Source organism: Saccharothrix espanaensis DSM 44229, from assembly GCF_000328705.1.
GTDB classification, from domain to species: domain Bacteria; phylum Actinomycetota; class Actinomycetes; order Mycobacteriales; family Pseudonocardiaceae; genus Actinosynnema; species Actinosynnema espanaense.
Genome location: NC_019673.1, coordinates 2464075 through 2482379, shown reverse-complemented (window position 1 = coordinate 2482379; position 18305 = coordinate 2464075). Strand labels below are relative to the sequence as shown.

Annotated in this window: 14 protein-coding genes and 1 pseudogene; 7 read left to right on the top strand and 8 right to left on the bottom strand. The window is 71.8% G+C overall.

The features are described from left to right. Window positions 1-74 precede the first annotated feature (74 nt). The 3 genes from BN6_RS41800 (at window position 75) to BN6_RS11400 (ending at window position 3134) form a co-directional block, all read left to right on the top strand. Window positions 75-980 carry an effector-associated domain 2-containing protein gene (locus tag BN6_RS41800; protein ID WP_015099777.1) on the top strand — a complete coding sequence of 302 codons (906 nt, stop codon included), beginning with the start codon at window positions 75-77 and terminating at the stop codon, window positions 978-980. Window positions 981-1116: 136 nt separating this feature from the next. Continuing rightward, a complete protein-coding gene (locus tag BN6_RS46590; protein ID WP_158509376.1) occupies window positions 1117-1281 on the top strand; it encodes a hypothetical protein in 165 nt (54 codons plus the stop codon). 104 nt (window positions 1282-1385) lie between these two features. Beyond that, window positions 1386-3134 carry an HEXXH motif domain-containing protein gene (locus tag BN6_RS11400; protein WP_041312591.1) on the top strand — a complete coding sequence of 583 codons (1749 nt, stop codon included), beginning with the start codon at window positions 1386-1388 and terminating at the stop codon, window positions 3132-3134. A 248-nt stretch (window positions 3135-3382) separates the two neighbouring features. Here the strand turns inward: BN6_RS11400 and fxsT are convergent, their stop codons facing one another. The 6 genes from fxsT to BN6_RS11370 form a co-directional block, all read right to left on the bottom strand. Continuing rightward, window positions 3383-7393, bottom strand: coding sequence for an FxSxx-COOH system tetratricopeptide repeat protein (gene fxsT / locus BN6_RS11395; RefSeq protein ID WP_085983492.1), 4011 nt, complete (start codon window positions 7391-7393; stop codon window positions 3383-3385). Further along, window positions 7366-8328, bottom strand: a complete 963-nt coding sequence (locus BN6_RS11390) for an AAA family ATPase (RefSeq protein ID WP_051075518.1) — start codon at window positions 8326-8328, stop codon at window positions 7366-7368. The genes fxsT and BN6_RS11390 overlap by 28 nt, the downstream gene beginning before the upstream one ends. A gap of 56 nt (window positions 8329-8384) precedes the next feature. Next, a complete protein-coding gene (locus BN6_RS11385; RefSeq protein WP_015099772.1) occupies window positions 8385-9908 on the bottom strand; it encodes a VMAP-C domain-containing protein in 1524 nt (507 codons plus the stop codon). A 526-nt stretch (window positions 9909-10434) separates the two neighbouring features. Then, window positions 10435-11823, bottom strand: a complete 1389-nt coding sequence (locus tag BN6_RS11380) for a pyridoxal phosphate-dependent decarboxylase family protein (protein WP_015099770.1) — start codon at window positions 11821-11823, stop codon at window positions 10435-10437. 49 nt (window positions 11824-11872) lie between these two features. Beyond that, window positions 11873-12640, bottom strand: coding sequence for an ABC transporter permease (locus BN6_RS11375; RefSeq protein WP_408005334.1), 768 nt, complete (start codon window positions 12638-12640; stop codon window positions 11873-11875). A gap of 8 nt (window positions 12641-12648) precedes the next feature. Next, a complete protein-coding gene (locus BN6_RS11370) occupies window positions 12649-13461 on the bottom strand; it encodes an ABC transporter ATP-binding protein (protein ID WP_015099768.1) in 813 nt (270 codons plus the stop codon). A 60-nt stretch (window positions 13462-13521) separates the two neighbouring features. Between BN6_RS11370 and BN6_RS11365 the strand changes: the two genes are divergently transcribed. Then, window positions 13522-14292, top strand: a complete 771-nt coding sequence (locus BN6_RS11365) for a TetR/AcrR family transcriptional regulator (protein WP_015099767.1) — start codon at window positions 13522-13524, stop codon at window positions 14290-14292. 48 nt (window positions 14293-14340) lie between these two features. Here BN6_RS11365 and BN6_RS50155 read toward each other — a convergent pair. Next, window positions 14341-14472: pseudogene (locus BN6_RS50155) on the bottom strand (hypothetical protein); the annotation flags it as partial. A gap of 260 nt (window positions 14473-14732) precedes the next feature. After that, entirely contained in the window at window positions 14733-15095 is a 363-nt protein-coding gene (locus BN6_RS11360; protein ID WP_015099766.1) for a PLD nuclease N-terminal domain-containing protein, read from the bottom strand. A 173-nt stretch (window positions 15096-15268) separates the two neighbouring features. Between BN6_RS11360 and BN6_RS11355 the strand changes: the two genes are divergently transcribed. From BN6_RS11355 to BN6_RS11345, 3 genes are read left to right on the top strand one after another with little or no spacing between them, the layout of a single operon-like run. After that, window positions 15269-16465 carry a DUF418 domain-containing protein gene (locus BN6_RS11355; protein WP_015099765.1) on the top strand — a complete coding sequence of 399 codons (1197 nt, stop codon included), beginning with the start codon at window positions 15269-15271 and terminating at the stop codon, window positions 16463-16465. Continuing rightward, on the top strand, window positions 16462-17661 hold the full coding sequence (locus BN6_RS11350; protein WP_015099764.1) for a sensor histidine kinase: 1200 nt from the start codon (window positions 16462-16464) through the stop codon (window positions 17659-17661). Before BN6_RS11355 ends, BN6_RS11350 begins: the two co-directional genes overlap by 4 nt. Further along, complete coding sequence (locus tag BN6_RS11345) at window positions 17658-18293, top strand: response regulator (RefSeq protein WP_015099763.1); 636 nt, start codon at window positions 17658-17660, stop codon at window positions 18291-18293. Before BN6_RS11350 ends, BN6_RS11345 begins: the two co-directional genes overlap by 4 nt. The last annotated feature ends 12 nt before the right edge of the window (window positions 18294-18305 follow it).

Here is an 18305-nt window from a genome sequence, read left to right as displayed (position 1 = left end):
GCCATCGCGCCGAGCACCTTCCCCTGGGTGGAACCACCTGGCATACAACAGATCCGGGGCCAAGGAGGTGTTGGTTGAAGTCCACTGCCGTCCACCGCTCCATCGTGGTCGTGGACGTGGAGGGCTACGGCGACCGGAGGCGGTCGGATCGGCACCGCCTCGCCGCCAGGGCGGGCATGTACCAGGTCGTGCGGGACGCGTTCGCGGCCACCGGGTTGCCGTGGAGCGAAGAGCGGTCCGACGTGGACGACGCGGGCGACAGCCTGCTCCTGCTCCTGCCGGCGCAGGTCGAGAAGGTACTGCTGGCCGACCACCTGCCCGGCCGGGTCGCCGCCGAACTGCGCAGGCACAACGAGGTCCACGCCCACGGCGCACGACTGCGGATGCGGATGGCGCTGCACGCCGGCGAGATCCACTACGACGCCAACGGCAAGACCGGCGGGGAACTGATCACCGCGTGCCGGATCCTGGACGCGCGGGACGCCCGGCAACTCCTCCGGGACTCGACCGGCACCCTGGTCGTCATCGCGTCTGACTGGTTCTACCAGTCCGTCATCCGCCAGGACCCGGCGGCGGCTCCGGCCGACTACCACCGCATCGCGGTGGACGTGAAGGAGACCCGGGACAAAGCCTGGGTCAGGCTGGTGGACGGCCGCCCGACCGCCCCCGCCGCGCGGCGCAACGGCGCCAGGCCGCCCCTCCCGCTCAGCCGCCTGCTCCCGGTGGTCGACACCCTCCTGATCACTGCGGGCTTCGGCACGCGCCAGGCCCGGGACCTCACGTTGGAGGATGTGTACTTCAGCGCCACGATCGACCGGCACGGCAACGACCGCGCGGACGTGGTGAGCATCGCCCGCGCGGCCGGCCGCTACCCGGACGGTCCGGAGACCCTCTTGGCGGCCCTTCGGGTCTACGCCGAAGGCACGGAGGCGTTCGCCGAACTGGAACGGCTCGTCCACGAATGGCGCAACGCGGAGTAGTGGGGTCGGGTCGCGAATACCGCCATACGCACCTCTACCTCTCCGTTTCCGGACCATTACACTGAGTCATACTGCCGATGGCAATTCCGCCCGTGCAGGAAAGAGCGACCAGTTGGCCAACCCGGGAGGCCGGCACGTGGACGAATCCGCAATTCGGATCGACTCCGGTCTGATCGATCTCACGAACGTCCCGCTGGATGTGCTCCACGCATTCGACGAGCGGACCCTGGCGGGCCCGGTCGACCGTTTCCTCGGGCAGGTGGACCACCCGAGCAACAGCGTGGGCAGCCACAACTCCTGACAGGCAGCCTTCGACCGGCTATCGAACGGAGCGACCGCGAAGTGGCAGGCACGCACCGTGGGCACGTCGACGACCTTCCGCGTCATGGGATCAGTCTGGGGCAGTTGGACGCCCTCGCCGCCGGTCGACCCGACCGCACCGCGATCGCCGCGTTGTCGGGTGTCGAGCGCAGCCGGCGCATCCTCGCGCTCGACCAGATCACCCGCCGCGCCGCGGCGGGCGGCCACGACGCCCATTCCCCGTTGCCGCCGGCGCACGAGGCGTGGCGACTGCTCGCGACCTCTCAGCGGGCCCGCCCGGAACCCGTCGCCCGGCTGCTCGCGCTGCCCCAGGTCGGCGTGTGGGCGGCCCACGTGCTGCGCCGACTTCGCTACGCCACCGAGGACGACACGCCGCTGTGGTTCCACCTCGGCCAGCTGCACGCGCTGGCAGCCGCCGCCGGGATCTCGGCCGGGTCGACGTTCCGGATCGCGGTCCCGCTGTGGAACGGGCTGGCCGTGCTGCCCGGGGTGGGCTCGGTCCAGGTGCACGGGCGCAGCGGCTGGTCCCACGTCGAGCTGGTCTGCGACGGCCAGTCCCTCGCCACCGCCGACGGTGCCGACGAGCTGCGCCCCGTCCGCACCGTCGTGGTCGCCCCGGGCGGTCCGCAGATTCAACTGGAAGAGCTGAGTCCGTACCGCGGGCTGACGACGCCGCTGGCACCCGCGCCGTTGTCCGACTCGACCGCCGAGCGGTGGCAGGGCCTGCTGGCAGCGGCCTGGGCGCTGCTGGCCCGCGACCACCCGACTCCGGCGGAGGAGATCGCGGCGGTGATATCCGTGGTCGCGACCGTACCGGCCACCTACCGTTTCCGGCCGCACAGCGCGTCACTCGGCGAGGGATTCGGCACGGCGATCATCTCCGAACCGCACGACGCGACACAACTGGCAGTGACCCTCGTGCACGAGTTGCAGCACAGCAAACTCAATGCGGTCAACCACCTGGCACCGCTCACCGGGGATGACACCGAATTGGATTGCTACGCGCCTTGGCGCGACGATGTGCGCAGTACCCCGAGTCTGTTCCAGGGTGTCTACGCATTCGTGGCGGTCGCCGAATACTGGTCCGTTCGACGGCACCGGCTGCGCGGGCCCGACCAGGAACTGGCGCACTTCGAGTTCGCCCTGGTGCGCAGTCAGATCACGACGGCCGCGAAGGCGTTGCGACGACGGACCGCGCTCACCCGGATCGGGCGGCGCTTCGCCGAACGGCTCGGCGAGCGCGTGCAGGTCCTCACCGACGCCCCGGTCCCCCCGCACATCCTGCGCGCGGCCGAGGCCGCGGCCCGGGACCACGAGGTGGGCTGGCGGTTCAGCCACCAGACCCCGGACGAGCAAGCGGTGGCGGGTGCGTTGGCCCGGTGGCGAGCGGGGCGGGCAGCGCCTCTGGTCACCGGCAGGTCGGTGGTCACCCCGCACAAGGCGCCGCGCCGCTTGGACGTGAAGGCGGTGCTGTGGCGCGTCCGGCTGTCGGGGCCCGGCGAACTCAGCGCCGCGAGGTCGCTGGTCGGAACCGACGCTCAGGTGGCCTCGGACGCGGGGGTCGCCGACTTCGCCTTGGTGGCGGGAGACGCCGCGACGGCCGTGGAGCTGTACCGCACGGAACTCGCGGGCGGGTCACGACGTCCGGGTGCGTGGTCGGGCTTCGCGCTCGCGCTGGACGCGGTCGCACCGGGACCGGCGTCCGCGCTCCTCGTGGAACGCCCAGAACTGGTCCGCGCCTTCTGCGACGCGCTGGAGGCCACCGACGACGAGGTCCCCGACGTCGGCGAGGTCGCCGCGTGGCTCGCCGGCCCTACCGGTGCGGCGCGCTGAGCTGGTGCAGAGGTCCGAATGTTCGGTCGTGCAAGAGGGGGCAGTCGCCGCCGTGGATCGTGTCCGACGATCCAGCCGAGCCCGGTCGACCGGGCTCCAAGCACCACGTCCTGACCAAGGGCGGCGGCATCCCGCTCGCGGTGCTGCTCACCGGCGGCAGATGCAACGACGCCATCGGGTTGGAGCCGTCAGGCCACTCCCGCCGGCGGAGCCGACCCTCCGGCCGGCTCCCCCACGTCCCGGACGCCCTACAGGGGCAACGGATCGATGTCGCAGTTGGCCCGCACGGACATGTCCTCCAACTGCGCCACAGCCGGGTGCTCGACGCCGAGGTTGTGCCGCCACGTGTCGACTGCTCGGCGCTGGAGGCGCTCGGCCTCCTCCGTCCGGCCCAGCGCTTTGTGGTCCCGGGCCAGGTTGGCCGTGCAGGCCAGCACCGTCGGGTGGTCCTCGCCCAGCACCGCGGTGGTGCGCCGCAGCAGGTCGTCGTCGAGGTCGAACGCCCGTTGCACCTCGCCCAGCGCGAACAGGTCGCTGGCCAGGTTGATCCCCGTGATGAGCGTCGACGGGTGGTCCTCGCCGAGCCTCGCCCGGAACCCGGCGAGGGTGGCCTGGTCCAGGTCGCAGGCCCCTTCGGCCTCCCCCACCGAGCGCCGCAGGATCGCGACGTTCACCGCCGCCGCCAAGGTGTGCGGGTGGTCGGGCCCCAAGGTCCTGGCGAACCTGGTCAGGGTGTCCTGGCCCAGTTGCGAGGCCTTGCCGAAGCGCCCCAGGTGGCGCAGTTCGATCGACCGGCACAGCGCCGCCGCGAGCGTCTCGGAGTGGTTGGAGCCGTAGCGCGTGGTGAGACCCTCCAGCGCGGTGTCCGCAGCTTGCAGGGCGCCCTCGTGGTCGCCCGCCTTGCGGCGCATGATCGCCAACTGCCGCACCGCCCGCAGCCAGGACGGGTGCAGCGGCCGGCCATGCCGCTCGTAGGCCCGGACGACGCCCTCGTGCTGGATGCGCGCCTCGTGGTAGTCACCGGTCTCGCGGAGGTCGATCGTCAGACCCATCTCGGTGAGCAGGGTCAGCAGGTGGTCCTGCCCGAAGATCTGGACCTTGCGCCCCCAGGTGTCCCGGTCGAGGTCCCGGGCAGCCAGGAAGTCGCCGGCGAGTCGGTAGCTCACACCCAGGTTGTGCGCGGCGTTCAGGGTCACCGGGTCTTCGTCGCCGAAGTACCGCACGCAGTTGTCGTGGTTCCGCACGGACAATTCGAGCGCCGCCGCGAAGTCGCCCTTCGCCCGGTAGTCGCCCGCGACGCTGCCGATCGCCTCGATGGTCTCCTCGTGCGCCTCGCCGTATTTCAGCCGGTGGGCTTCCAAGAGCTCCAGGTTCAGCGAGGCGGACTCCCCGTAGCGGCCGACGCTCCACAGCATGAACCCGTACCAGATACCAAGCTTCAACGTGTCCGCGTGCTCCGCGCCGAGCCGGTCCCGCCAGATCTCGTAGATCTTCTGGGATTGCGCGGCGGCCTTGTCGTGCTCGCCCCAGAAGTAGAGGAACATGACCTGGTTGAACACCAGTGTGCGGACCGCCGCGTCCTCGCACTCGAAAGCATCGGATGCCGACAGGTGCGCACTCAGGTCCGCGTACTTCCCCCATTCCGTCGGCTCGCCCGGGAGGTCCGGGTCGTTGGCCGCCAGCATGAGGTGCGCGGCGTGGCGCAGGTCGACTACTTCTTCGTCGGTCATCTGGCTGATGAGCACCGACTGGACCAGGCGGTGCATTTCTATGGAATTCGTGCGGTGGTCGATGCGCACTAGGGCGAACCGGTTGATGTCGCGAATCGCCTCGGTCAACCGCAACCGGTCACGCAGCACGTGGGCCAGTTCCGGGTTCACGTCGATGTTGCGACTGTTCGTGAACATGGTGCGGGCAATCGACTCGGGAGCCAGGAAAGCGCAGACCTGGAGCAGGCGCACCGCAGACGGGTTCTTGCGCCGCAACTGGTTGATGGAGAGGTTCCACATCGCCGCTACCGACCGCGGGTAGTCCAACGTGGTCGTCACGTCGAGCAGTTCCAACTGCTTCTCTTCCAGCAGTTCGAGGTACTCGTTCGCGGACATGCCGGTTTCCACCCGCCAGGCCGCCGCCTGGGCGATCGCCAGCGGGAGGTCGCCCAACGCCTCGGCCAGCCGGCCGGCATCCTGCTCGGTGAGGTCGGGATCGCGCCTGCGCAACAGCTGGGTGCTCTCGGACCTGCGGAAGACGTCGACTTCGAGCGGACGTGCGACGCTGAGCCACTGCGAGTTGCGCGAGGTCACCAGGATCCGGCCGGAACCGCCGGTCGGCAGGTACTGCTGCACTCCCGAAGGGCTGTCCGCGTTGTCGAAGACCAGCAGCCAGTTCTGCGGCACTTTCGGGTGCCGGCCGCTCTTCAACACGTCGAGCACTTGGCGGACCGCGACGTTCGCCTCGGTGCCCACATTGAGTTCGAGCCGTTCGCCCAGCTCGACCAGGGAATTGACGATCTTGACCGAGCGCTCGGCCGGGATCCACCAGATGAGATCGAATTTGGTCCGATTTCGATAGGCGTACTCGATCGCCAATTGGGACTTGCCGACGCCTCCCATGCCGTGCAACGCTTCCGGCAGCACGGCGGCGGTGGCACCGCGGACCAACCGCCGTTCCAACTCCTGGAGAAGGTCGGCTCGGCCGGTGAAGTTCGGGTTCCGCGGTGGAACCCCGCCGAAGACGGGCGCAGTGAGGCCTTTCCCCCTAACCCCCTTCTCGCGGTCGACTGCTGAGGTCACCTCGACTCCTCCTGCATTTCCCGTGACATCCTCGGTTTTCGTTCGAACGCGCGTTCGAGAAGGGCCATCCGATTGTGCAGCAACGGATGTGTGATCGACGTCAGAGCGTAACGGCGACGCCGAAGTACCCGAACCCGCCCCCGGATAGCCACTGGACAGCACACGGTAATTCCGCAGATGGGCGAGTGCCAAAGCGCCCTGACCAGCGAGTTCAGCCCGAAAGACGTGCTCGTCAATCATCAGGTCATGATCGGCGACGGTCGCCTCCGCATCCAATGTCGCCTCGAAGACCGCAGCCGCGCCGCCGGTTTCGGCCAGATAGCGACCGACCACGTCCCGCACGAGCACAGTCTCCAATCGGCCACCGAAACCGAGCAGTTCCGCACGCAACCCGGGCGCGACGAAATCGAACAGGGCTCGACTTCCCGGCGTACCGGGAACGCTCGGCACGGGCCTGACCAGCGGACTCGCCAGGAACTCGGACAGCAGCCCGGGACCGGTCGCCGGGAACATGCGCTGCCTGATCCGCTCCGCGAGCGCCACCTCCAGCGGTGCCGCGGCGAGGGAAACGGCCAACGCGAAGCCTTCTCGCGACGCCTCCGCCCGGTAGTCGGCGACCAACTCGACCGGGTCGACCGCGCCCGGCCGCACCTCGTCGACCGGCGGCGGGATGCCGGACAGCAGCATCGCGCCGAGGTCGATCCGATCCGGGACACCGGCGACCAGCTCGCTCCACCGCCGCAGATCGGCTTCGGTCCAGCGCAGGAACGGGATCGGCACCAGGTCGTCGAGATCGTCCAGCACGCCGGGGACGTCGACCCGGGGACGCCACCAGAGGTCGGCGTTCGCGGCTGCCGGGCGGTCGGCCGCCAAGCGGATCCGGTGCAGCTCCAGTCCCGACCGGTTGGCCGACTCCCAAGGCACCGGACTGGCCACGGCCACCGGGTGCACCGCCGCCCACTGCCGCAACACCGCGCCCATCCGGCCGGACCGCCACCCGTCGTCGACCACGTCGGTGACGACCAGGACGAGACGTCCGGCCGACGGGGCGAGCAACTCGCCGACCCCGCGGCACGGCGAGCCGGGCTCCGCTCCCCACAGCGCCATCCGCCCGTCGGCGGCGACTCCCCACCTGCGCACCGTGACATCGCGGAACACTCCCGCCGCGGTCAATGCTCGGGCGAATTCGCGTACGGCCGACGACCACAACCACATCGACGGGCTGTGGTCGACGACGAGGACGATCTCGAATCCCCGCTCATCCGACCCACCGCGAGCGGCAGACCACGCCTGGGCGATCGAAGGACACCATGCATCCGACACTAAGCGGGCGCGGTCGGTCGCACGCGGCGGAACACATCGCCCGAGAGGTTGAAATGCGCGCTGGAGGCCCAGCCCCTGAGCCGCACGACCGTCCGCACTCCGGAGCGCCGCCATGGTCAGGCTCTCTCCGACGCGTCGGACCACAGGCTCGACAGCACTCGACCCCACTGCCCGGTCGCGCCGTCGAGCAGGCCCCGCACCCGCAACGCGTGGACCGCGTCGAGCAATTTCCCGATGCCCTGGAAACCACCGCGGGCGTTGGACTTCTCGAACCGACCGACGAGTTCGGTGATCACCGGGACCGGCACCTCCGGGAAGTGGGCGCTCACCACCGACCGGAGTTCGTCCGCGCTCGGCTCGGTCAACCTGACCTCGACGCAGTCGTTCCGGAAGGCGGCGGGGAGATCGCGGTCGCCGACGCTCGTCAAGACGATGAGCGGCAGGGCGTGGCACCGCACGGCGACGCCGGGAGTCACGAACGCGTCCCGACCCGGATCCGCGGTGCGAAGCGCAACCGGGGAACGGGGAGCGTGGTCCAACTCCGGGATGTCGAACCCGCCCTCGCGGAGCACCGCTCGCAACGCGTGGGGGAAGTCGAACGCGACCCGGTCCACCCCGTCCAGCAGCAGCACTCGCGGCACCCGGTTCGGCAGCAGCGCGGTGCCCAGCGGTCCCAGCCGCACGGCGCTGTCGACCGGCTCGGACCCGGACGTCGGACGGTAGGTGTAGAGGCCGTCCGCCACGGTGCTGCCCGGTCCGGGGGTCCACGGCAGGACGCGCCCCAGACCCAGTTCCGCGGCGATCGCGTAGGCGAGGGTCGACTTGCCCACGCCCGGCGGGCCGGTGACGATCAGCGGGCTGCCGGCGACGATCGCCGCGTTGATCCGGTCGTGCACATGAGGTCGATCGGGCCAGCCGAACCGCGCGTCACCCAGCCTGCGCGCGACCTCCGGTCCGCCGGGCGGCGCAACCTCCAGGTCGGGACCGCCGGTGAAGCGGCGGTGCGGCGGCGGCGACCAGTCGCGGGGGCCCGCGTCGGGCCCCCGGCCGGTGCCCGCGTAGCACCAGGAATCGGACATACCTGGTGAATGGCCGGCGGATAAGTCGCCGGCCTCGGTCGTGCTCTCGTCGAACGTCATTCGGATCCTTCCTGCGGGACCCACGACCGCACGCGTGGCTCCGGAAGTCGGGATGCGTTCTCCCACAGTACGGCAAAACTGTGCCCGGCATGGGGAAATTCCCCCGGACCCGCTTTCAGCGCAGCTCTGCGGAGCTGTGCGACGCGATGGGGAAGATCTTCGAGCGCGCCATCGGCCAGCACGGTGTTCACCGCTTCCCGAAAACGCGGGTTCGCGCAGTCGGCCCGATCCCAGATCAGCACCGGGATTCCAGCCCGGAAGGCCGCGGCGGCCTCCCGCCAGGCCCGCCCCCGGCGATCGCCCGGCGGCTCGCTGAGGATGAGCGAGGCGACGGTGTCGTCTTCCTGGAGGTCCACCGCCATCTTCGTGAAGTCGTTGTCCTGGTACGCATGGGCCCAGTACGACCGGAGAGGCGAGGAATGCTCGACAAGCGTCCGCCACCGCTGTTTCCAGGCCAGAAGGAATCTGCTGTGCCTCTTGCGCTCCAAGCTGCGCATCACCACCGGGTGCTCGACCGCCAGCGGCACGGTGTCCGCGGAGAGCGAGGCCTTGCGCCAGAGCTCGATGGGCAGGTTGACCATCTCCCACGGCACGACGAACTCCACCATGATCGAGCCCGACCGCACCCCTTCCGGGGCCGATCCGAGGTCGACCTCCAGTTCCGCGATCACCCGGTCGATCTCCGCCTCCAAGTCCTGCAACGCCACCTCGACGTCACCCTCGCGTCGGCCGTTCCAGCGCGAGCCCGCCCAGTGCCGCCAGTACGACAGGGTGACCTTCTCCGGTTCGACCGGGTCCGGGTCCAGCTCGAAGACGAGGCAGACCGCGTCGGTGCGCAGGTGGCCGGCGAGTTCCGGACGCCGGCGGTCGGCGGCCATCAGGTCGGTGACCTCGAACCTCTCGGCCCAGCGCCAGTTCCACCGCAGGAGTTCCTCGGCGACGGCCCGATCCGCGACCCGGTCGGCCAATTGGGCCACGAAGACCATGACCGGGGACAGCCGGTTCGGGCTGGTGTTGCGGTTGGCCAGGTAGAGGAACGTCGTCCACGTCGACCGGCACCCGGCAGGCAGTTCCTCGCACTTCCCCACCGTCGACGTGCGCACCAGTTCGCGCAGCAGGCGTCGTTCCGCCGACTCTCCCTCGGCCAGGCGGATCGACCGCAGCACCTCGCGCAACCGGTCCCAGTCCCGGGTCGGCAGGGCCTTGGCCGCGACCCACTCGTCGCTGAGCTCCCCCAGTCGGTCCAGTGCAGGCGTGTACGGGTCGAGCACGCGCAAGGCGCTCACCAACCACTTGAGCCCGGCGGGGTGGTGGTGGCAGCACTGGCGCACGAGGTCGAGCAACTGCGCCCGGGTCGCCGACCCGTTCAAGTGGACGGGGCCTTCGAACAGGTCGCCGAGGATGTCGGTGAGCATCTGCCGGCCGCTCTCGGTGCGCAGGGCGGCGCTGCTCTCCAACAGGTCGGTCAACTCGCCCTGTATCCGAAGTCTCGTCGCACCGGCCTCCACCTCCGTGTCCATCCGACCCCCTCCCGTCGGCGCGTGATCCGCGCCGACTGTTCCACACCTATCCGGCGGCCAAGGCGCACTAATCGGGTCACGGACCAGCCGGTAGGCGGAGTCATCCCAGGTTTCACCAGCAGCCCGCCGTCCGGTGGATCGCGCGCCGGCACGCCGGGGACGGGTCCCGTGATACCGCCGAGTAATCTTGCGATTCAGATCACCGATAGCGCGGGCTCTGCGTGCAATCCCGCGTTCGGCGTAATTGAACGATTCCACCGAAGCTAGAAAACTCGCCTTGAACTGCGGCGACAGCCTATTTGCGAGCGGCCTACATGATCGTTCGAAGTACGTGTGTGGCATCTTTCGCGGCGCACGCACGGTTATTGGCGATCGTGGCAATTGGAGCGGGCGACCAGAGTCGCTGCGGTGGGGGCCGTCAAGCGCGTGGTCGCCGAGGGTGCGGCCGGTGCCGTCAACGGCAACTACATCGACAATGACGTGTCCCAGCGCTGACAGGAAACGCCGGGCAGTCCTGGCAGAACAGTCAGGTCAGGGCCGCGTGGACGGCGGCGATGGCGCGGTCCACGGCACGGTCGTCGGTGCGCCAGTTGACGACGGAGATCCGCATGGCGCGCGCGCCGTTCCACGTGGTGCCGCCGAACCACGCCGCACCACCGCGTTGCACCCGCTCGATGACGGCGTCGGTGCGGGCGTCGTGGTCGCCGTCCTCGGCCAGGAACCGCACCAGCCCCTGGTTGATCACCGGCCGGGCGAGCACCTCGACGCCGGGCAGCCCGGCGATCCCGTCGACCAGCCGGTGGGTGTGCTCCACGCAACCGTCGACCAGCTCGGCGATCCCGTTGCGCCCCAATGCCCTGATGGCCGCGTAGACCGGCACCGCGCGGGCCCGGCGGGACCACTCGGGGGTCCAGTCGAGCTGGTCCCGGGCGGTCGCCTCGGCGGTGTCGCCGGCGTGCACCAGGTAGCTCGCGCGGGTCGACACGGCGGCCCGGTGCGCGTCCGGGTGGCGGACGAACACGAACCCGGAGTCGAACGGCACGTTGAGCCACTTGTGGCCGTCCACGGTCCACGAGTCCGCCCGCTCGACGCCCGCCACCAGGTGCCGCAGCCGCTCGCTCGCCGCCGCCCACAGGCCGAACGCGCCGTCGACGTGCACCCACGCGCCCCGCGCCGCCGCCAGCGCGCACGCCTCGGCGAACGGGTCGAACAGACCGGTGTTGATCTCGCCCGCCTGGAGGCACACGACCGTCGGCGCGTCGGTGAGGTCGCGCGCCAGCCCGGCCACGTCGATCCGCCCGTCGGCGTCGGACCCCACGGCGCGCAGGTGGTCGGTGCCCAGGCCGAGCAGCCGCACGGCCCGTTCGATCGAGGCGTGCTGCCGCCCGGACGTCAGCACCCGGACGGCCGGCGCTCCGGCCAGGCCGCGCCGCTCGACGTCCCACCCCCGGCCGGCCAGCAGCTGGTGGCGGGCCGCCGCCAACGCGGTCACGTGCGCCAGTTGCGCGCCGGTCGTGAAGCCGAAGGACGCTTCGCCGGGCAGCCCGAGCAGCTCCTTGAGCCAGGCCCCGGTCACCTCCTCGACCACCGCGACGGCCGGGCCGGAGGCGTGCAGCGCCGCGTTCTGGTCCCACGCGGTGGTGAGCCAGTCGGCGGCGAGCGCGGCGGGCAGGCTGCCGCCGACGACCCAGCCGAAGAACCGCCCGCCGGTGCTGCCCAGCAGGCCGGGTGCGGTGTCGCGGACCAGGTCCTCGATCACCTCGGCGTCGGCCAGGCCGTCCTCGGGCAGCGCCCGGCCCAGCGCGGCCCGCAGCTCGTCGAGGCCGGCGGTGGGCGCGAGGGGCCGGGCGTCCAGGCCGGCCAGGAAGTCGGCGGCGTGCGCGGCGGTCCGGCGGAGCAGGTCGTCGGTGGTCATCCCCGCAGTCTCGACGGTCGGACCCGGTGGCGCCGGCCGGTTCCGGACCTCAGCGCCCCAGCGCCCGGTACTGCCGAACGGCCAGCGGCAGGAAGATCGCGGTGAGCACGGCCGGCCAGAGCACCGCGAGCAGCACCGCGTGCCCGGCTGCCCACCCGTCGGCGTTCCAGCCCGGGTTGCCGAACAGCTCCCGGATCGCCGACGCGGTGGCGGACAACGGGTTCGCCGTGCTGAGCGCGCCCAGCCAGCCCGGCATGGTGCTCGGCGAGACGAACGCGCCGGACAGGAACCCGACCGGCCAGACCAGCACCTGCACGGCCACCGCCGACTCCGGGGTCTTGAGCAGCAGCCCCAGGTAGGTGCCGACCCAGGTGAACGCGAACCGCAGCCACACCAGCAACCCCACGGCCGCCAGCGCCGCCGGGAAGCCCCGGTTCGCCGTCCAGCCGACCAGGAGCCCGGTCACCACCACCACGGCGATGCCGAGCACGGCGTTGAGCAGGTCGGCCACGCACCGCCCGGCGAGCACGGCGGCGGCGCTGACCGGCATGGCGCGGATCCGCTCGGTGACGCCCCGGGCGGCGTCGGTGGTGACCGCGACGGCCATCGCCTCCAGCCCGAACAGCATGGCCATCGCGAGCATCCCGGGGACCAGGAAGTCCAGGTAGCGCCCGTCCGGCACGGCCATCGCGCCGCCGAACAGGTAGCCGAACATCAGCACCATCAGGACCGGGAACAGCAGTCCGAGCAGGACCGACACCGGCCGCTGCCGCCAGTGCCGCAGGATCCGGCCGGTGAGCGCGGTGGTGTCGCGCAGCGCGGTGGTCAGGACGCCCTCCCGGTGGCGTGCTGCCCGGTGAGGTGCAGGAAGACCTCGTCCAGGGTGGGTTTGCGGGTGATCGTCTCGACCCGGTCGGGCCCGACCCTCGCCTTGAGCTCGTCGGGCGTGCCCTCGGCGACCACCCGGCCGGCGTCGATGACGGCGATCCGGTCGGCGAGCTGGTCGGCCTCCTCCAGGTACTGGGTGGTGAGCAGGACGGTGGTGCCGGAGCCGACCAGCGACCGGACCGAGGTCCACACGTCGAGGCGGGCCCGGGGGTCGAGCCCGGTGGTCGGTTCGTCGAGGAACAGCACCGGCGGGGACAGCACCAGGCCGGCGGCCAGGTCGAGCCGGCGGCGCATCCCGCCGGAGTACCCGGCGACCGGTCGGTCCGCCGCGCCGGTCAGCTCGAACCGCTCCAGCAGCTCGTCGGCCCGCCGCCGGGCCCCGGCCCCGGGCAGGTGGTGGAGCCGGCCGAACAGGACGAGGTTCTGCCGGCCGGTGAGCACCTCGTCCACCGAGGCGTTCTGGCCGACCAGGCCGATCCGGTAGCGCACCGCGCGCGGGTCGGCGAGCGCGTCGCACCCGGCCACCCGGACCCGGCCGGAGTCCGGTCGCAGCAGGGTGGCCAGGATCCGCACGGCGGTGGTCTTGCCGGCTCCGTTCGGCCCGAGCAGGCCGCACACCGAGCCCGGGGCGACGGTCAGGTCGAACCCGTCCAGCGCGGGCACGCCCCGGTAGGACTTGCGCACCTCGACCGCCTCGATGGCCGGTTCGCCAGGGGGAACAGCCCTCGGCGCAGCTTCTTCGTATGGCATACGGAGAAGTGTAGCAGCAACTACGTACGACGTACGAAAAGAGGCTCCTACACTGGGCCCATGACCGAGATCAGCGGCAGCGGCGACCCGGCGCGCACGATCGCCACGCTGTGGGGCACCCGGCAACTCCCCCGGCGGGGCCCCAAGCACACGCTGACCACCGCGCAGGTGGTCGCCGCCGCCATCGAGATCGCCGACCGCGACCAGGACCTGGCCCCGCTGTCCATGCGCCGGGTCGCGGAATCGCTGGGCGTGGGCACGATGTCGCTCTACACCTACATCGCGTCCCGGGAGGAACTCGTCGAGGCGATGCTCGACACCGTGCACGGGGAGGCCGTCACGCACCTGGGCACGCACGACGGGACGTGGCAGGAGGGCCTGCGCCGGGTCGCGCAGGTGAACTGGAACCTCTACATGCGGCACCCGTGGGTGCTCCAGGTGTTCACCGGACGCCCCCCGCTGGGGCCGCACACGATCGCGAAGTACGAGCGGGAGCTGGCCGTGGTCGAGGGCGTCGGCCTGACCGACGTCGAGATGGACTCCGTCATCACCCTCGTGCTGACCCACGTCGAGGGCGTCGCGCGACGCCGGGTCGAGGCCGATCGCGCGGTCCGCCGCACCGGCATCAGCGACGAGCAGTGGTGGCGGACGGTCCAGCCACTGGTCGCGGAGGTCTTCGACCCGGCCCGGTTCCCGATCGCGGCCCGCGTCGGGCAGGCCGCCGGTCAGGCGCACCAGTCCTCGCACAACCCGGAGCACGCCTACGCGTTCGGGCTCGACCGGCTGCTCCAAGGTGTGGCGGCGCTGCTCGACGAACGCGGTCCGGCCTGACCGGCACCGTACGTCCGGGACGCGCGACGCCGGTCGGGGTTCGTCCGGTCAGGGGTTCCAGCCGGCCGGGGGTGGGGCGGCGGGTAGCGGCAGACCGAGGCCCTGGGCGGTGATCGAGTCTCGCACGGCCGCCGGGTGCCGGCGCTCCGGGGCGAGCCGGTAGTCCGGCACCAGGACGGCGGCCCGGCGGCGCGACCGATCCGCGAACGTCCGGTGTGAACGCCTTGGCGCTCAACGACTCTGTCAAGTCCAAAGTAGACACCTGAGCGCGGTGCTGCGGGCCAGGCACGACACGGGCGTCCGGCACGCGCGGACTGCTCGCGCTGCGCCGCACGATCGCGGAGAACCTTGCCTCGTCCCACACCGCGCGCCTGTTCACCACGCTGGCAGCGGAGGCGTGCGACCCGGCTCACCCGGCCCACGACTTCTTCCGCGACGCCCTACTGGGCTTCGTCCCTGGTTTCCCGGGCCTTGCGGCGCTGTTCCTCGGCGCGTTCCCGGCAGCGGCGCAGGAACTCGGCGTCCGACTCGGAGTCGGTGGCGGCGAAGCGGCCGGGGCGGTCGTACTCGGGGAACGCCGGCGCGGAGCGCTCCAGCGCGCCGGGCCGGCGGGCGGCGCCCACCGGGCGGCCCGCGACCAGCCACACGATCGAGCCGACCAGCGGGAAGAACAGCACGATCAGCAGCCAGCCGCCCTTCGGCAGGTTCCGCGCGTCGCCGTCCGCCGTGGTGATCACGTCGATCAGGCAGAACAGCCACAGACCCAGCGTGAGCACACCGAAAAGACCACCGAAGTAGAACATCCCCACAACCCCCAAAGTCGTCGCCGGAACGATAGCGCAGGGGTACGACAGCCGACCCGGGAAAACCGCCGGCGCATCCGTCGATCGGTTGATGCCCTTCGATCCGGGGTGGAGGCCCGCGCTCGGTCGATGCGCCGATTCGCCGTGCCCGCCCGGACGGCGACGCTCGACCCATGTCGCTCACCCAGACACTCGCGGGCCCGGTCGCCGCGCGGGAACGGTCGCTCGCGCCGGACCTCGCGCGGGGCCTGATGCTCGCCATGATCGCGCTGGCCAACGCCGTGCCCTACCTCTACGGCCGCCCTTACGGCGTGCGGCAGCACATCGTCGAGCACAGCATGGTCGACCGGATCGTCAGCGTCGTGCAGGTGACCCTGGTCGACGCCCGCGCGTACCCGATGTTCGCCGCCCTGTTCGGGTACGGGGTGGTGCAGGTCCTCCAGCGGCAGCAGGCCGCCGGCGTCGAACCGCAGGACGCCAAGCGCTTGCTGCGGCGGCGGAGCCGCTGGCTGATCCTGTTCGGGTTCCTGCACGCGCTGGTCCTGTTCCCCGGCGACATCCTCGGCCTGTACGGGGTCGTGGGCTTCCTGCTGGTGGCGATGACCCGGGTCTCGGACCGCGCGCTGCTCATCGCCGCCACGGCGTGGCTGGTCGTCGTCTCGCTGGTGCAGGGCGCGGTCTTCATGGCGCCGTCGACCGACGGTCGCAGCTTCTTCTGGTCGTTCGAGACCGCGAACCCGGTCGAGGCGATGATCCTGCGCCCGATCGAGTGGCTGGTGGCGCCGGTCGGCGTGCTCGGGGTGGGCAGCGCGATCCTGGTCGGCACGTGGGCCGCCCGGCGCGGGGTGCTCGCCGACCCGGCCGCGCACCGGCCGCTGCTGGTCCGCACGGCCGTCCTCGGGCTGACCGCCGCGGCCGCCGGCGGGCTGCCGGTGGGGCTCGCGGTCGGGCGGTTCTGGGAGCCGACGTCACTGGCGGCGCAGTGGGGGACCTCCGCGCTGCACGCGGTCACCGGGGTCGCGGGCGGCCTGGGGTACGCGGCGCTGATCGGGCTGCTGGCGATCCGGGTCGGCGACCGGCGCGGGCCGGTGGTGCTGGCGATCGCGGCGGTCGGCGAGCGCTCGCTGAGCTCCTACCTGTTCCAGTCGGTGGTGTTCGTGGTGCTGCTGACGCCCTACACCTTCGGGCTCGGCGGCACGCTCGGCACCGCCGAGGTCGCGCTGGTCGCGCTCGGCACGTGGCTGGTGTCGGTGCTGGTCTGCGACCTGCTGCGGCGCGCCGGGCGGCGCGGGCCCGCCGAGGTGGCGCTGCGCCGGCTCACCTACCGCCGGGCCCGTCCCGCCGGCCGGCCGGGGAAGATGGAGCGGTGACGACGGAGGAGCAGCTGGGCCTGCGGCACGAGCGGCGGTGGAACCACGCCTGGGCGCTCGCTCCGTTCGGCCTGCTGCTGCTGACGTGCGCGGTCTCGATGGTGTTCGACCCGGCCCCGGTGGAGCACCGCCTGGTCACCTCGGGCATCGCGGTCGGGCTCGCGGTGTGGCACTGGTGGTTCGTGGTGGCGCACCCGCAGTGGTGCGGGCGCAACGCGTGGGCGATGGCGCTGTACTACGTCGGGCTGCTCGCGTTCACCGTCGTCCTGGTGCTGCGCAACGACGCGTTCCTGCTGTTCGTCCCGGCGTGCTACGTGCTCGCGTTCGTCACGCTGCCCGGCTGGGCGGCCTACCTCGGGGTGGTGGCCGCGAACCTCCCGTGGCTGGTGCTGCCGGGCACCGACGTGCGCACGACCCTGCTCAACCTCGCGGTGGTGACACCGCTGGCCGCGCTGATCGGCGGGATGATCCGGGCCATGGAGCGGGAGGCGATCCGCCGCCGGGAGACCAACAGCGAACTGGTCGCCATGGCCGCCGAGAACGCCCGGCTGCACGCGATGCTGGTGGAGCAGGCCCGGGAGACCGGGATCGCGGAGGAACGCGCGCGGATGGCCCGCGAGATCCACGACACCGTCGCGCAGGGCCTGACCGGGATCGTCACGCAACTGGAGGCGGTCGAGGAACCGGCACCCTTGGCCGGCCCGGTGCGCGACCGGCTGGACACCGCGCGGCGCCTGGCGCGCACCAGCCTGGTCGAGGTGCGCCGGTCGATCGAGGCGCTGCGGCCCGGCCCGTTGCAGGACGCCCGGCTCGGCGACGCCGTGCGCCAGACCGTGACGACGTGGCGCGAGCAGTACGGCGTCGAGGCGACGTTCACGGTGACCGGAACGCCGCTGCCGGTGCACTCGGAGGTCGAGGTGACCGTGCTGCGGGCGGCGCAGGAGGCCCTGTCGAACGTCGGCCGGCACGCCGAGGCGCGACGGGTCGATGTCACACTGTCCTATATGGAGGATGTCATCGTCCTGGACGTCCGGGACGACGGCGCGGGTTTCGACCCGTCGACGTCGGACGGGTTCGGGCTCACCGCGCTGCGCCAGCGGGTGCGGGCGCTGGCGGGGTCGGTCGACTTCGAGTCCGCGCCCGGCGCGGGGACCGCGATCAGCGTCAGCGTGCCGGTGATCGAGGTGGAGCGGTGACGCCGCTGCGGCTCGTGGTGGTCGACGACCACCCGGTGGTGCGCGACGGGTTGCGCGGGATGCTCGGCACCCAGCCGGACTTCGAGATCGTCGGCGAGGCGGCGAGCGGCACCGAGGCGCTGACCGTGGTGGCCGCCGTCCGGCCGGACGTGGTGCTGACCGACCTGCGGCTGCCCGACCCCAGCGGCGGCACGCTGATCCGGCTGCTGCGCGAGCGCGTCCCGTCGGTCCAGGTGCTGGTGCTGACCACCCACGACACCGATTCCGACGTGCTGCCGGCGGTCGAGGCGGGCGCGATCGGCTACCTGCTCAAGGACGCGCCGCGCGAGGAGCTGTTCCGGGCGGTGCGGGCCGCCGCGCGCGGCGAGACGGTGCTGTCGCCGTCCGTGGCGACCCTGCTGCTCAGCCGGATCCGGCCGAGCCGCCCGCTGGGCGAGGCCCGGCTCAGCGCCCGGGAGCGCGAGGTGCTGGCGCTGATCGCGCGCGGCCGGACCAACCGGGAGGCGGCGGCCGACCTGCACATCAGCGAGGCCACGGTGAAGACCCACCTGCTGCACATCTACGCCAAGCTGGAGGTGCCGGACCGGGCCTCCGCCGTGGCCGCCGCGTTCCAGCGGGGCATCCTGAGCTGAGGTCGGCCGGAG